The following is a 14089-nucleotide window of genomic DNA, read 5'->3' on the forward strand; positions in this document are numbered from 1 at the left end:
GCGCCACCTGCCACAATTGCCGCGCACCCTCAGTTGAGAAGGCGGTACGGCATCGTGGCAACACCCAGCGCAGGCCCCATCACGGGGTCCATCGAAGGCAGGATTGCCGAGGAGCTCGGCGTACGGGAGCGGCAGGTGAAGGCCGCCGTCGAGCTGCTCGACGGCGGTTCGACGGTCCCGTTCATCGCGCGCTACCGCAAGGAAGCGACCGAGATGCTCGACGACGCGCAGCTGCGCACCCTCGAGGAGCGGCTGCGCTATCTGCGGGAGCTGGAGGAGCGGCGCGCGGCGGTCCTCGACTCGGTCAGGGAACAGGGCAAGCTGACCGACGAGTTGGCGGCGCAGATCATGGCCGCCGAGACCAAGGCGCGCCTCGAGGACATCTACCTGCCGTTCAAGCCGAAGCGCCGCACCAAGGCGCAGATCGCGCGTGAGGCGGGGCTCGAGCCGCTGGCGGACGGGCTGCTCGCGGACCCCACGGTGGAACCGGCCGCCGCTGCGGCCGCGTTCGTCGACGCCGACAAGGGCGTCGCGGACGCGCAGGCCGCGCTCGACGGCGCCCGCGCCATCCTCACCGAGCGCTTCTCCGAGGACGCCGACCTGATCGGCGAGCTGCGTGAGCGCATGTGGGGCCGGGGACAGCTGGCCGCCAAGGTCCGCGAGGGCAAGGAGGAGGCGGGCGCGAAGTTCGCCGACTACTTCGACTTCTCGGAGCCGTTCACCGCGCTGCCCTCCCACCGGATCCTCGCGATGCTCCGCGGCGAGAAGGAGGACATCCTCGACCTGACCCTGGAGCCGGAGGAGCCGGGGGACACGGCCGGTGGCCCGTCCTCGTACGAGCCGATCGTCGCGGACCGGTTCGGGATCAGGAACCAGGGACGGCCCGGGGACAAGTGGCTGTCCGACACGGTGCGCTGGGCCTGGCGGACCCGCATCCTGGTGCACCTCGGCCTCGACCTGCGGCTGCGGCTGCGCACGGCGGCGGAGGACGAGGCCGTGCAGGTCTTCGCGGCGAACCTGCGGGACCTGCTGCTCGCCGCCCCGGCGGGCACGCGCGCGACGCTGGGCCTCGACCCCGGCTTCCGTACGGGCGTGAAGGTCGCGGTCGTCGACGCGACGGGCAAGGTCGTGGCGACGGACGTCATCCACCCGCACGTGCCCGCGAACCGGTGGGACGAGGCGCTGGCCAAGCTGGCCCGTCTCGCCCAGGAGCACAAGGTCGACCTGATCGCGATCGGGAACGGCACGGCGTCGCGCGAGACCGACAAGCTCGCCGGTGAACTGATCACCAAGCACCCGGAGTTGAACCTCACCAAGGTGATGGTGTCGGAGGCGGGCGCGTCCGTGTACTCGGCGTCGGCCTTCGCCTCGCAGGAGCTGCCCGACATGGACGTGTCGCTGCGCGGCGCCGTGTCGATCGCCCGCCGTCTCCAGGACCCGCTGGCCGAGCTGGTGAAGATCGACCCGAAGTCGATCGGTGTCGGCCAGTACCAGCACGACCTGTCCGAGGTGAAGCTGTCGCGCTCCCTGGACGCGGTCGTCGAGGACTGTGTGAACGGCGTGGGCGTGGACGTGAACACGGCGTCCGCTCCCCTGCTGGCCCGCGTGTCCGGCATCGGCTCGGGCCTCGCGGAGAACATCGTGGCGCACCGCGACGCGAACGGCCCGTTCACGTCCCGCAAGGGGCTCAAGGACGTGTCCAGGCTGGGCCCGAAGGCGTACGAGCAGTGCGCGGGCTTCCTGCGGATCCGCGGCGGCGGCGACCCGCTCGACGCGTCGTCCGTGCACCCGGAGGCGTACCCCGTGGTCCGGCGCATGGTGAAGACGACGGGCGGCGAGGTCGCGTCCCTGATCGGGAACGCGGCGGCGCTGCGCGGGCTGCGGCCGGCCGAGTTCGTGGACGACAAGTTCGGTCTGCCGACGGTCTCGGACATCCTGAGGGAACTGGAGAAGCCGGGGCGCGACCCGCGTCCCGCCTTCAAGACGGCGACCTTCAAGGACGGCGTCGAGAAGATCTCCGACCTGGCCTCCGGGATGGTCCTCGAGGGCGTCGTGACGAACGTGGCGGCGTTCGGCGCGTTCGTGGACGTCGGTGTGCACCAGGACGGGCTCGTGCATGTGTCCGCGATGTCGAAGACGTTCGTGAAGGACCCGCGGGACGTCGTGAAGCCGGGTGACATCGTCAAGGTGAAGGTCCTCGACGTGGACATCCCGCGCAAGCGGATCTCGTTGACGCTGCGCCTCGACGACGAGGCGGCGGCGGGCGAGCCGGGTGCCGGGGGCGGGGCAGGCGCCGGTGGCGGCGGTGGCCGCAGGGAGCGCGGCGGGCGCCCGCCGCAGCAGCGGGGGCAGCAGCGCCAGGGCCAGGCACAGGGCGGTCAGGGTCAGGGCGGCCAGGGCCGACGCCAGCAGGGCCAGGGGCAAGGTCAGGGCCAGCGGCAGCAGCCTCAGGGACAGCGGCGTGGTGGCGCGTCCGCGCCCGCGCCCGCGAACAGCGAGATGGCCGAGGCGCTGCGCCGCGCGGGCCTGCTCGACCCGAAGGGGCGCTGACACACCCGGGGCCGGTCACCACGCAGGTGACCGGCCCCGGGTGCCACGCCGACGCGGGCGGCACACGTCGGCCCGGGCCACGCGTCGGCCTGCGCAGCACACGTCGGCCCACGCGCACCCGTCAGCCCACGCCGCAGAACGTCAGACGGACAGCTCCGTCACCTTGCCGTCGGCGACCTCGAGGCGCCGCTGCGTCCTGACGGCGTCCAGCATGCGGCGGTCGTGGGTGACGAGCAGGAGCGTGCCCTCGTAGGAGTCGAGCGCCGACTCCAGCTGTTCGATGGCGGGCAGGTCGAGGTGGTTGGTCGGCTCGTCCAGGACCAGCAGGTTGACGCCGCGGCCCTGGAGCAGCGCCAGCGCGGCGCGGGTGCGCTCGCCCGGCGACAGCGTGGCCGCCGGCCGCAGGACGTGTTCGGCCTTCAGGCCGAACTTCGCGAGCAGCGTGCGCACGTCGGCCGGCTCGGTGTCCGGCACGGCCGCGCAGAACGCGTCGAGCAGCGACTCCGAGCCGTGGAACAGGGCCCGCGCCTGGTCGACCTCGCCGACGACGACGCCGGAGCCGAGCGTCGCGTGCCCCGCGTCCAGGGGCACCCGGCCGAGGAGCGCGCCGAGCAGCGTCGACTTCCCGGCGCCGTTGGCCCCGGTGATCGCGATGCGGTCGGCCCAGTCGATCTGGAGCGCGACCGGACCGAGCGTGAAGTCGCCGCGCCGCACCTCGGCGTCGCGCAGCGTGGCGACGACTGCGCCGGATCGCGGCGCCGCCGCGATCTCCATGCGCAGCTCCCACTCCTTGCGCGGCTCGTCCACGACGTCCAGGCGCTCGATCATGCGCTGCGTCTGCCGGGCCTTGGCCGCCTGCTTCTCACTGGCCTCGCTGCGGAACTTGCGGCCGATCTTGTCGTTGTCCGTGGCCTTGCGGCGGGCGTTCTTGACGCCCTTGTCCATCCAGCCGCGCTGCATCTGGGCGCGGCCTTCGAGAGCCGCCTTCTTGTCGGCGTACTCGTCGAACTCGTCGCGGGCGTGCCGGCGGGCGACCTCGCGCTCCTCCAGGTAGGCCTCGTATCCACCGCCGTAGAGGTTGATCTCCTGCTGGGCGAGGTCGAGCTCGAGGACCTTGGTGACGGTGCGGGTCAGGAACTCGCGGTCGTGGCTGACGACGACCGTGCCGGCGCGCAGCCCGCGCACGAAGGACTCCAGGCGCTCCAGGCCGTCCAGGTCGAGGTCGTTGGTCGGCTCGTCGAGCAGGAACACGTCGTAGCGGGACAGCAGCAGCGAGGCGAGACCCGCGCGGGCCGCCTGACCGCCGGAGAGCGAGGTCATCGCCTGGTCGAGGCCGACGCCGAGGCCGAGGGAGCCGGTGATCTCCTCGGCGCGCTCGTCGAGGTCGGCGCCGCCGAGGTCGAGCCAGCGCTCCAGGCTGACGGAGTAGGCGTCGTCGGCCCCCGGCGCCCCGTCGACGAGGGCCTGGGTGGCCTCGTCCATGGCGCGCTGCGCGGCGTCGACGCCGGTGCGCCGGGCGAGGAACTCGCGCACGGTCTCGCCGGGACGGCGCTCCGGCTCCTGGGGCAGGTGCCCCACGGTCGCGCCGGGCGGCGAGAGCCGCAGCTCGCCCTGCTCGGGAGTGTCGAGGCCGGCGAGGAGTTTGAGGAGCGTGGACTTCCCGGCGCCGTTGGCGCCGACGAGCCCGATCACGTCGCCGGGCGCGACCACGAGGTCGAGCCCGGCGAACAGGGACCGGTCGCCGTGCCCGGCGGCGAGGTTCTTGGCTACGAGAGTGGCAGTCATCAGACCGCCGATTTTAGCGATCGGGCGGACCGCCCACGCCCGCCGCTCCCCGCCGGCGCAGGACCCCCCTCACCGGGCCATGGACGCCACCAGCACGCTCCCCGTGGTGCGGGCCACGACGAACGACTCGCCCCTGGTCGCCTTCGGGTCGAGCGCGATGCGGTGGCGGCCCGGTTCGAGTACGGCGTCGAAGACGTCCTCGGCGTGGGTGCGGTAGAGCCGGTCGAGGCGGTACGCGGTGAGGCGGACCCGGCAGGCGGAGGTGACCTCCAGGCCCGCCTCCCCGTCGGCGGCGACGAGGCGGGTGAGGCGCCGCTGCGGGACGGCGCGACGGTCCAGGGCACTCTCTATCTGGGCGACGAGAAGCGGGATGATCGGGGCGAGCCCGTCCACGTACGCCGCCTCGGCGCCCGCCCGCTCGAACTGCTCGCGCACCGCGGCCCGGTCGGACTCGCTGACGGCACGCCCGAAGGCGACCGCGCCGTAGGTACGCAGTTCCTCGGGCGGCACACCGGCCGCGTCCTGGGTGATCTCGGCGCCGATGCCGATGGTGCGCAGAGCGGCGGCGAGTCTGGCGAGGACGGCGACGCGGGCCCCGATGAGCAGGACACGGCGGTCCGGGGCCGGCCCCGCGGCGCCGTCGAGCAGTGGCCGCAGGGCTTCGCGGTACGCGTCGCCGTGGAAGCGGAAGGGGCCCATGCCGTGGTAGCCGTTGAGTTCCAGGTCGGCTTGCTCCTCGGTCTGCCAGGCGAAGTCGCGCCAGATGACGTCGGGCCCGTCCGCCTCGATGACCGCGGTGACGGCCCCGCATTCGAGGCCCTCGCACTCGGGGCACCCGTAGATGACGTAGCGGCCGCCGGGCAGCGGCGCGTCCGCTTCGAGGAGCAGCCGGCGGACGTGGGCCGTGAAGATCGCCGGCGGGATGTCGGAGGCGAGCGGGGAGACGGCGTCGAGGTCGGAGAGCTGGAACAGCAGCGGCGAGCCGTTCACGATGAAGTCCAGGAACTCCCGGTGGACTTGGTAGTCCCCGTTCGTGAGAACTCCACCGGCGCGCATGGCCGGTGCCAGGCCGAAGGTCGCGTACTCGGCAGACATGTCCGGAGTATTCCCACCCAAGAGCTGATGTGAGCACGGCATGACGCATTCCGCTACGGTCCGCTCGTGGACAGTGACGCGAGCGGTGATGTGATCGTGGTCGGCGGCGGGGTCATCGGCCTGACGACGGCTCTTGAACTCGTGGGCACGGGGCGGCGCGTGCGGGTCTGGACGCGGGATCCCACGCCTCTGACGACGTCGGCGGTCGCGGGCGCGCTGTGGTGGCCGTACAGGATCGACCCGGTGGAGCGCGTGACCGACTGGTCGCTGCGGTCCCTGCGCGTGTACGAGGAGTTGGCGGCGCGGCCCGGTCCGGCGGGCGTGCGCATGGCGGAGGGCGTGCACGCCGACACCGTCCTCGAAGGTCTGGGGCCGTGGGCGGACGGGGTGGCGGGGCTTCGTCCGGCGACCGCGGCGGAGTACGGGGGTGGCGCGGGCCTGTGGGCACGCCTTCCGCTGATCGACATGCCGGTGCACCTGGAGTGGCTGAAGGACCGCTTCCTGGCGGCCGGCGGGCACGTGGAAACGCGGGAGGTCACGGACCTCGCGGAGGCGGGCGCGGCGGCGCCGGTCGTGGTGAACTGCACGGGCATCAGTGCCCGGACGCTCGTACCGGACGATTCGGTACGCCCCCTGCGCGGGCAGCTCGTCCTCGTGGAGAACCCGGGCGTGGACACGTGGTTCACCGGCGGCGGTGACTCCCCCGACACCTCGACGTACTTCTTTCCGCAGCCCGGCCGGCTGATCCTGGGCGGCACGACGCAGGAGGACGACTGGTCGCTCGAACCCGATCCCGCCGTGGCGGAGGCGATCGTGGCGCGGTGCGCGGGAGTGCGGCCCGAGATCGCGGGGGCGCGGGTCATCGGGCACCGGGTGGGGCTGCGGCCGGCGCGGCCCGAGGTGCGGGTGGAGCGTGAACGGGCGCCGTGGGGCGGGGTGTTGGTCCACAACTACGGCCAGGGCGGGGCCGGTGTGACGGTCGCGTGGGGCTGCGCCCAGGAGGCGGCCGGGCTCGCCGTCTCCTGAGTGCTTCGACCGCACGAACCGGGGCTAGCCGATCGGGTCGCCCTCACGTTCCGTGCGCCGGCCCGGCCCGATCCGGATCTCGAAGTCGCCGTCGTACTGCTCGTGTCCGGCGACGACCGCCGCCTCGACGGCCTCGACGCCCCTGTCTCCGCGGACGATCAGCGGGTCGTGGCGCAGGTCCCGCATCAGGGCCACGCACATCCCGATCATGACGAGGGTGAAGGGCGCGGCGACGAGGATCGTCAGGTTCTGCAGGCCGGTCAGCGCGTTGCCCGAGCCGTTGCCGATGAGGAGCATGACGGCGGCGACGGCTCCGGTGACGACGCCCCAGAAGATGACCACGAAGCGGCCGGGTTCGAGGGCGCCCTTCTGCGAGAGCGTGCCCATCACGATGGAGGCCGCGTCGGCGCCGGACACGAAGAAGATCCCGACGAGGATCATCACGAGCAGGCTCGTCGCGGTGGCGATGGGGAACTCGTGCAGTACACCGAAGAGTTGGGCCTCGGGGGTGGAGGCGTTGCCGAGCGCACCGCCCTCCTTCAGGCTCATCGCCGTACCGCCGAAGACCGCGAACCAGATGAGGCTGACGGTGCTGGGGACGAGGATGACGCCGCCGACGAACTGCCGGATCGTGCGGCCCTTGCTGATGCGGGCGATGAACATACCGACGAACGGCGTCCAGGAGATCCACCACGCCCAGTAGAAGACCGTCCAGCTGCCCAGCCAGGCCGCGACGCCCTTGCCGCTCGACGCCTCCGTCCTGCCGATGAGCTGCGGCAGGTCACCGAGGTACGCACCCAGGGACGTGGGCACGAGATCGAGGACCAGGATCGTCGGCCCGGCGATGAACACGAACACGACCAGGATCAGCGCGAGGACCATGTTGATGTTGGACAGCCACTGGATGCCCTTCTCCACCCCGGACACCGCCGAGGCGACGAAGGCGACGGTGAGGACCGCGATGATGGTGACGAGGAGCCCTGTGCTCGCCTTGTCCATCCAGTGGAGCACCTCGAATCCGCTGCCGATCTGCAGGGCGCCGAGGCCGAGGGACGCGGCGGAGCCGAAGAGCGTGGCGAAGATCGCAATGATGTCGATGACGCGGCCCCAGGCCCCGTGCGCGTGCCGCTCGCCGATCAGCGGTACGAAGACCGAGCTGATGGTCTGCCGGCGGCGGCGTCTGAACGTGCTGTAGGCGATGGCCAGTCCGACGACGGCGTAGATCGCCCATGGGTGCAGCGTCCAGTGGAAGAGGGTCGTGGCCATGGAGGTCTCCATGGCCTGGGCGGAGTCGACGGGCTGGGTGCCCGGCGGGTGCGTGGTGTAGTGGGCGAGGGGCTCACTGACTCCGTAGAACATCAGGCCGATGCCCATGCCGGCGCTGAACATCATGGCGACCCAGGAGACGGTCCTGAACTCGGGCGTCTCGCCCTCGTCGCCCAGTGTGATCTTCCCGTACCGGCTGATCGCCAGCCAGAGGGCGAAGACGACGAAGCCGGACGCGGCCAGCATGAACGCCCAACCGCCGTTGTGGATCAGCCCTTTGAGGAGGCGTGTCGAGATGTCCTCAAGGGAGTCGGTGGCGACGGAGCCCCAGATGACGAACGCCACGGTGAGTGCGGCTGTCACGCCGAACACCACCCGGTCGGTCGCCGGACTCCGTCGCCCCGTTGCCTCCGCGGCAGGTTTGATTTCGGGATTGTTCACCCCTCAGGACCTACCACAAATGACGTGAACGCCCCGGATTCAGCAGGTTGTGTCGGGCTCCCCCTCGATGAGGTGGTACGGAGCACGCGCGTCGAGGAGCAGCGTCACGAGCGCCCGTTCGGACTGGCGCAGCGGCACGAACACCCCTTCCCCCGCCCGGTCCTTGCGCACCGTGATCCCGTGCAGCGCCAGCTTGTCCTTCACGGCCGCGTACTGCGCCGCGTCGAGACGGTAGCCGCACGGCGGGTTCTGGATGATCTCCGCGGGTTCGGCCGGGTCGTTGTCGGCGCCGCCGACGTAGACGGGTCCGCGGTCGCGGTATCCGGCCACGCGGGCGGCTCCGGTGGCCGCCTCTATCCTGCCGCGATGCTGGTCGGTGAACGTGAACAGGCCGCCGAGTGCCGAGAGTTGGCTCTTGACCCGGCGCCGGTTGTTGAGCGCCGGGTCGGCCTTCTCCGCGTCGGTCCGGGGGTCGACGCGGCTCTCGATGAGCAGTCCGACCGCGTGCTTCACGCCGGAGACGTTGCGCAGGATGCGCTCCTGTCCGTCCCCCGCGGTCTGCTTGACGGGCTCACCGGTCACCGGGTCGGTCCAGATGCCGTACGTGCCGGTGGAGTATCCGCCCGAGTTGGCGGCAGGACGGACGTACGCCGTGGAGAGGGTCTCCGCCTCGTCGTGGACCTGGGTGTCGGTGTTGAGGTTGCGCGGCCAGAGGTCGAAGAGTTCCTTGTCGTAGTACTTGGGTGTGGCCCCGTACTCGTGGAGGTCGTAGATCACGTCGGGCTTGCGGTCGCGGATGACGGCGGCCATGGCCCGCGCCTCGGCGGTGTCCAGGGCGATGTGGTCGCGGTTGATGTCGACGCCGTCGGAGTTGCCGCGGGTGTTCGCGGCGCGGCCGTCGGGGTTGGCGGTGGGGACGACGAGCAGGGTGGTGCGGGACAGGAAGGCCTGCGTCTTCTTGTCCTTGGCGTAGGCGAGGTCGCGGATCGTGGTGAGACACGCCTCGCGGCCGGACGGTTCGTTGCCGTGCTGGCTGCAGATGAGCAGCACAGTGTTCGCGGTCCGGTGCTCACCGATGCGGACGAGCTGGACGGGCCTGCCCTGCTTGGTGGTGCCGGCCGTTTCGACGGAGACGCGGTCACTGCCCTTGTCGACCGCCGCGAGGAAGTCCTGCTCCTCGGGCTGACTGGTCCAGCCGGCTCCGTCGCGCTGCTCGAAGCCGGTCCACGGCACCGCGGAGGACGCCTGGGCCGGGGCCGTGAGCAGGGGCGCGGCGAGGGCGGCCGCCGTCGCGGCCAGGGCGAGGGTACGGAGGTGGGGTGTCATGGAGCGCGGTGTCATCGGGCGCTGCCTCCCGGGACGGGGCGGAACGGGCGGGGGTCGGCCATGCGCTCGGGTGCCGGCGTGCGCGGCGCGGCGGTGTGGGTGCCGGCCGTGGCGGACGCGAACGCGTGGGCTCCGCCGACGAGCGGGACGAGCGCGGACGTCCTGGCCAGGTCGAGGGTGAGCGTGGGCTTGGTGGACGGCGGGTCGATGAGGTCCTTGTCGGTGCCCGCGACGATCAGCGCGAGGCGGTGGCCCGCCGGCACGACGTGGTCACTCGGGGCCAGGTCGAGGGTGATCGTGTAGGACTTGCCCGGGGTGAGCGGCCTGCCCGTGCGGTCGGAGGCGTAGTTGCCGAGGTCGGCCCAGCCGCGGCTGAACACGGTCCGGTCGACGTCGGCGGTCTTGGCCTCGGTCCGCAGGAAGCAGGAGCTGTCGCCGGCCGTGCTCGCGCCCCAGCAGGTGCGGTCGGTGAGCGTCGTGATGCCCTCGCCGGCGTCGGCGTAGTCGCGGATGGTGGCCGGGCCGAGGTCGACGAGGACGGCCGAGAGATGGGCGGTCGCGGTCGACGGGGTGGCGGTGACGGTGACCTTCGACGAGCCGGACAGGCGCAGGTCCTTGCCGAGCGGCTCGGTGATGAACCCGGCCTTGTCGGGCGTCGACTTGTCGATCTGCGCGGCCCAGTCGGTCTCGCTCAGCTTCGGGTCGTCGGTGAACGCCTCGGTGCCCGAACCGTGCTTCAGGCCGAGCTTGCCGACACCGGCCGCGCTGCCCTTGGCGGGGCTCAGACGCACGGCGTCGGTGGTGCGGGACGGCCAGACGCGGTCGGTGGTCCAGTGGTCGGGGGTGCGTTCGATGTCAGCCATCGGCTCGCGGTCCACGCCGTTGTCGTAGCCGAGGAGTTCATGGTCGAACCAGCGGTGGAGGGTGTCGACCCAGGCGCTCCGGCGGGAGTCGAAGGGGTCGACATGACCGGTCTGCGCGAGCCAGATCTTGCGGTCGACGCCCGCCTTCGCGAGGGCGTCCCACCACTGGCCGAAGTGCTTGGCGCGGACGTTGAGGTCCTGCATGCCGTGCACGACGAAGACACTGGCCTTGACCTTGGCGGCGTCGGGCACGTAGTTCCGCTCGTCCCACAGGCCGGTCCAGTCGCCGGTCCTGGGCGCTTCGTCGACAAGTCGCTTCTGCACGGCGGCGCAGCGCGCGCGGGCCGCGGGGCTCTCGACGTAGTCGGACAGCCACTCGGGTCCGCTGTCGTACAGGGGCGCGCCCTGCTGGAAGTAGTAGTCGTACCAGGAGGAGATGCCGCCGATCGGGACGATCGTCTTCAGGCCCTCGACTCCGGTGGCGGCGACGCCGTTCGCGATGGTGGCGTCGTAGCTCTTGCCGATCATGCCGGTTCTGCCGTTGGTCCAGCCGGCCTTGGCGCGTTCGGTGCCCGTGCGGGTCGTGTAGCCCTTGCCGCGGCCGTTCAGCCAGTCGACGACGGCCTTGCCGGACTGGATGTCGGAGCGGCCGCCGACGTCGACACAGCCGTCGGAGCGGTTGGTTCCGGCGAGGTCGACGGCGACGAAGGCGTAGCCGCGCGGCACGAAGTAGTTGTCGTAGTACAGCGGGAACTGGACGACGTTGCCATGCTCGTCGTACGTCTTCAGCTGGCTCTCGTTGCCGCGGCCGCAGCAGGAGTAGTACGGGCTCGCGTCCATGATCACGGGGACTTTGCGGCCCTGCTGGGCGGGTTCGCGAGGCCGGATGATGTCGACGGCGACCCGGTCGGTCTTTCCGTCGCCGTCCCCGTCGAGCCGGGTGTCGACCCAGACGGATTCGCGGATGGCCTTGTCGTACGAGTAGACGGGCTTCGACTCGCGGGGCGCGGCACTCTGGGCGGCCCCGGGAGAGACGAGGACGGCAAGGAGTGCGGCGGTGGCCGCTGTCGCAAGCGTCCTCCACAGGGGGCGCGTGCGTCTCTCAGGTATCGGCATGGGGCGGAAGCTACCCCGGTCAACTCCCGCGCAAAAGAGGGCAGTCCGTGACGATGAAAGGTGCGGTGAAAGGTGTGTGGGACGTTATGGCACATGTCGGCCGAATGGCGATCGTGTGACACGTGAAGCCATGGACATGACCGGGGCGGGAGGGCTGAATAGGGTCGGCAACAACGTTCACGGCCCTACGACTTGGAGCTTTCGTGTACCGCAGACTCATCGCCCCGGGCGCACTGGCGGCCGCTCTCATGCTGGCGATCCCGGCATCGGCGGCGGCCGGGGGTGTGGGGGTGTCCCCCACAGAAGACAGCACGCCCGGGGCTTCGGGCATCGGCGACCCCTACTACCCGGACTACGGGAACGGCGGCTACGACGTCTCCCACTACGACCTGCGGCTGAAGTACCAGCCGAAGACGGACCTCCTGGAGGGCACGGCGACGATCCTCGCCACGTCCACGCAGGACCTCTCGCGCTTCGACCTCGACTTCGGCCTCAAGGTCAGCGAGGTCCTCGTCAACGGCAAGAAGGCCAAGTTCGCCACGTCCGGCGTGGAGGAGCTCGAGATCACTCCGCCGGCGGGCCTGCCCAAGGGATCGACGTTCACCGTCGTCGTCCGCTACGCCGGCAAGCCGTCCGAGGTGAAGCTGTACGGCTTCACCTCCTGGCAGCGCACACCGGACGGCGGTATCGGGGCGAACGAGCCCGAGTCCGCGGCCTGGTGGTTCCCGTCGAACGACCACCCGCGTGACAAGGCGACGTACGACGTGTCGGTGGCCGTGCCGGACGGGACGCAGGCGATCTCCAACGGCGTGCTCCAGTCGCAGTCGTCGAAGCTCGGCTGGACGCGCTTCAACTGGCGCTCCAACAAGCCGCAGGCGACGTATCTGACCACCCTCGCGGTCGGTAAGTTCGACATCACGACCGACAAGACGGCGGACGGCGTGCCGGTCGTGAACGCGTACAGCAAGGACCTGGGCGACAACTACGGCGCGGCGCGCGCGAGCGTCGAGCGGACCACCGAGGTCGCCGAGTGGCTGGAGACGAAGTTCGGGAAGTACCCGTTCAACGCGCTCGGCGGGTACGTCCCGAACGTGCCGTCCGGCTTCGCCCTGGAGACGCAGACGCGGCCGTTCTACAGCCCGAAGCAGTTCGCGAACGGGTCGAACGTGTCGGTGATCGTGCACGAGCTGGCGCACCAATGGTACGGCGACAGCGTCTCCGTGGACGGCTGGAAGGACATCTGGATCAACGAGGGCTTCGCCCGCTACAGCCAGTGGCTGTGGTCGGAGAAGGAGGGCGAGGGCACGGCGCAGGAGCTGGCGGACTACACGTACGCGCAGCACCCGGCCGACGACGCGTTCTGGCAGGTCAAGCCCGGTGACCCGGGCGCGGAGAACCAGTTCGACATCGCCGTGTACGACCGCGGGGCGCTGGCCATCCAGGCGCTGCGCAACGAGGTCGGCGAGAAGAAGTTCGCCGCGATCCTCAAGGGCTGGCCGCAGGAGCACGCGTACGGGAACGCGAAGGTCTCCGACTTCGTGAAGTTCGCCGAGAAGGTCTCGGGCAAGCCGCTGGCGGGACTCTTCGACACATGGCTCTACCAGCCGTCGAAGCCGGGCACGGCCGCGGCGCAGCGGGACCGGGTGGCGCGGGCCGGGGTGGCGCCGGCGAAGCCGAAGTCGTGGAAGCAGATCGCCGCGACGAACTCGGTGCACGACCACTGACGCACGGAGTGCCTGTCAGCGGGCGCGGGCCGCTTCGGCGGTTCGCGCCCGTCTCGCCATCGGCAGATAGCGCAGGCGCTCCGGCAGGAGAGGCGCCACCCGTCGTACGACCGCGCCGAAGCGTCGCAGCCTGCGCTCCTGGACCGGGGTCCACGGCAGGCCGATGGCTTCCCGCGCGTCGGGCGGCATCAGCCCGATCGTGAGGAAGCGGCGGAAGCGGGCCAGCGGGGGCAGCAGCACCGGCCACAGGGCGCGCAGCGCGAGCCTGACCGGCAGCGGCCCGCGGTCGGGCGGCGGGACAGGCACGTCGACCGCGACGAGTTCACGGACGACTGTGGTCAGCTCGATCTCGTCGGCCAGGACCTTGCGGTAGTAGGGCCAGAACGCCTCGACGGTCTGCGGCATGTCCCGGTCGTGCAGGCCGAGGATCCGGCCGACCTGGAGCCACTCCGCGTAGAGCCGGCGCTCCTGCGCCTCGGTGAAGGGGCGACGCCCGAGGTAGCGCTGGGCCTGGCGGTAGACGGGGAAGCCGGTGGCGTGGACCCAGGCGTAGTAGGCGGGGGTCAGCGCGTGGTAGCTGCGGCCCCGGGTGTCGGTGCCGCGGATGGTGCGGTGGAGCTGCCGCAGGCGGCGCCCCTCCTGCGCGGCGGCGTCACCGCCGTAGACCCACAGCATCACCGAGCGCAGGGAGCGCTCGCCGCGGCCCCAGGGGTCCGTGCGGAACACGGAGTGCTCGTCGACGCCGGCGCCGACGGCCGGGTGGGCGACCTGAAGGGTGAGCGCCGCCGGAAGCGCCAGCAGGGACCGCACCTCACCTGCGATGTCCCACAGGATGCCGCCGGGCGGGGGCGGCTCCGGATCGGGCTCGTGCTGCTTCATGCGGCTCCCCAGCGGTTC

9 protein-coding genes are annotated in these 14089 nt (G+C 71.4%); 3 read left to right on the forward strand and 6 right to left on the reverse strand.

Going from position 1 to position 14089, the window contains the following annotated elements:
• The first annotated feature begins 54 nt into the window (after window positions 1-54).
• Window positions 55-2550, forward strand: a complete 2496-nt coding sequence (locus OG758_RS13125) for a Tex family protein (protein WP_326710155.1) — start codon at window positions 55-57, stop codon at window positions 2548-2550.
• A 141-nt stretch (window positions 2551-2691) separates the two neighbouring features.
• Here the strand turns inward: OG758_RS13125 and OG758_RS13130 are convergent, their stop codons facing one another.
• Entirely contained in the window at window positions 2692-4335 is a 1644-nt protein-coding gene (locus tag OG758_RS13130; protein ID WP_326710156.1) for an ABC-F family ATP-binding cassette domain-containing protein, read from the reverse strand.
• Between the two features lie 69 nt (window positions 4336-4404).
• The gene (locus OG758_RS13135; protein WP_326710157.1) at window positions 4405-5430 is read right to left on the reverse strand and encodes an oxidoreductase; all 1026 of its coding nucleotides are present in this window, start codon (window positions 5428-5430) and stop codon (window positions 4405-4407) included.
• A 66-nt stretch (window positions 5431-5496) separates the two neighbouring features.
• On the opposite strand from OG758_RS13135, the gene OG758_RS13140 reads away from it, so the two are divergent.
• Window positions 5497-6456 (forward strand): FAD-dependent oxidoreductase, encoded by a 960-nt coding sequence (locus OG758_RS13140; RefSeq protein WP_326710158.1) that lies wholly within the window; start codon window positions 5497-5499, stop codon window positions 6454-6456.
• 24 nt (window positions 6457-6480) lie between these two features.
• On the opposite strand, the gene OG758_RS13145 is transcribed toward OG758_RS13140, so the two are convergent.
• The 3 genes from OG758_RS13145 to OG758_RS13155 form a co-directional block, all read right to left on the reverse strand.
• Window positions 6481-8094: a BCCT family transporter gene (locus tag OG758_RS13145; protein ID WP_326715892.1), complete on the reverse strand. Its 1614-nt coding sequence runs from the start codon at window positions 8092-8094 to the stop codon at window positions 6481-6483.
• A 108-nt stretch (window positions 8095-8202) separates the two neighbouring features.
• Window positions 8203-9489 (reverse strand): M14 family metallopeptidase, encoded by a 1287-nt coding sequence (locus tag OG758_RS13150; RefSeq protein WP_326710159.1) that lies wholly within the window; start codon window positions 9487-9489, stop codon window positions 8203-8205.
• A gap of 11 nt (window positions 9490-9500) precedes the next feature.
• Complete coding sequence (locus OG758_RS13155) at window positions 9501-11468, reverse strand: Xaa-Pro dipeptidyl-peptidase (protein ID WP_326710160.1); 1968 nt, start codon at window positions 11466-11468, stop codon at window positions 9501-9503.
• A 203-nt stretch (window positions 11469-11671) separates the two neighbouring features.
• On the opposite strand from OG758_RS13155, the gene OG758_RS13160 reads away from it, so the two are divergent.
• A complete protein-coding gene (locus OG758_RS13160) occupies window positions 11672-13192 on the forward strand; it encodes a M1 family metallopeptidase (RefSeq protein WP_326710161.1) in 1521 nt (506 codons plus the stop codon).
• A 15-nt stretch (window positions 13193-13207) separates the two neighbouring features.
• Here OG758_RS13160 and OG758_RS13165 read toward each other — a convergent pair whose 3' ends face one another.
• Window positions 13208-14071, reverse strand: a complete 864-nt coding sequence (locus tag OG758_RS13165) for an oxygenase MpaB family protein (protein WP_326710162.1) — start codon at window positions 14069-14071, stop codon at window positions 13208-13210.
• Between the last annotated feature and the right edge of the window lie 18 nt (window positions 14072-14089).

Origin of the sequence: Streptomyces sp. NBC_01474 (genome assembly GCF_035918215.1) — a bacterium.
GTDB classification, from domain to species: domain Bacteria; phylum Actinomycetota; class Actinomycetes; order Streptomycetales; family Streptomycetaceae; genus Streptomyces; species Streptomyces aureus.

Excerpts from the sequence above, each read along its gene's own strand:
- OG758_RS13150 (WP_326710159.1), bottom strand. The coding sequence starts at position 9,489 with ATGACACCCCACCTCCGTACCCTCGCCCTGGCCGCGACGGCGGCCGCC.
- OG758_RS13130 (WP_326710156.1), bottom strand. The coding sequence starts at position 4,335 with ATGACTGCCACTCTCGTAGCCAAGAACCTCGCCGCCGGGCACGGCGAC.
- OG758_RS13165 (WP_326710162.1), bottom strand. The coding sequence starts at position 14,071 with ATGAAGCAGCACGAGCCCGATCCGGAGCCGCCCCCGCCCGGCGGCATC.
- OG758_RS13155 (WP_326710160.1), bottom strand. The coding sequence starts at position 11,468 with ATGCCGATACCTGAGAGACGCACGCGCCCCCTGTGGAGGACGCTTGCG.
- OG758_RS13135 (WP_326710157.1), bottom strand. The coding sequence starts at position 5,430 with ATGTCTGCCGAGTACGCGACCTTCGGCCTGGCACCGGCCATGCGCGCC.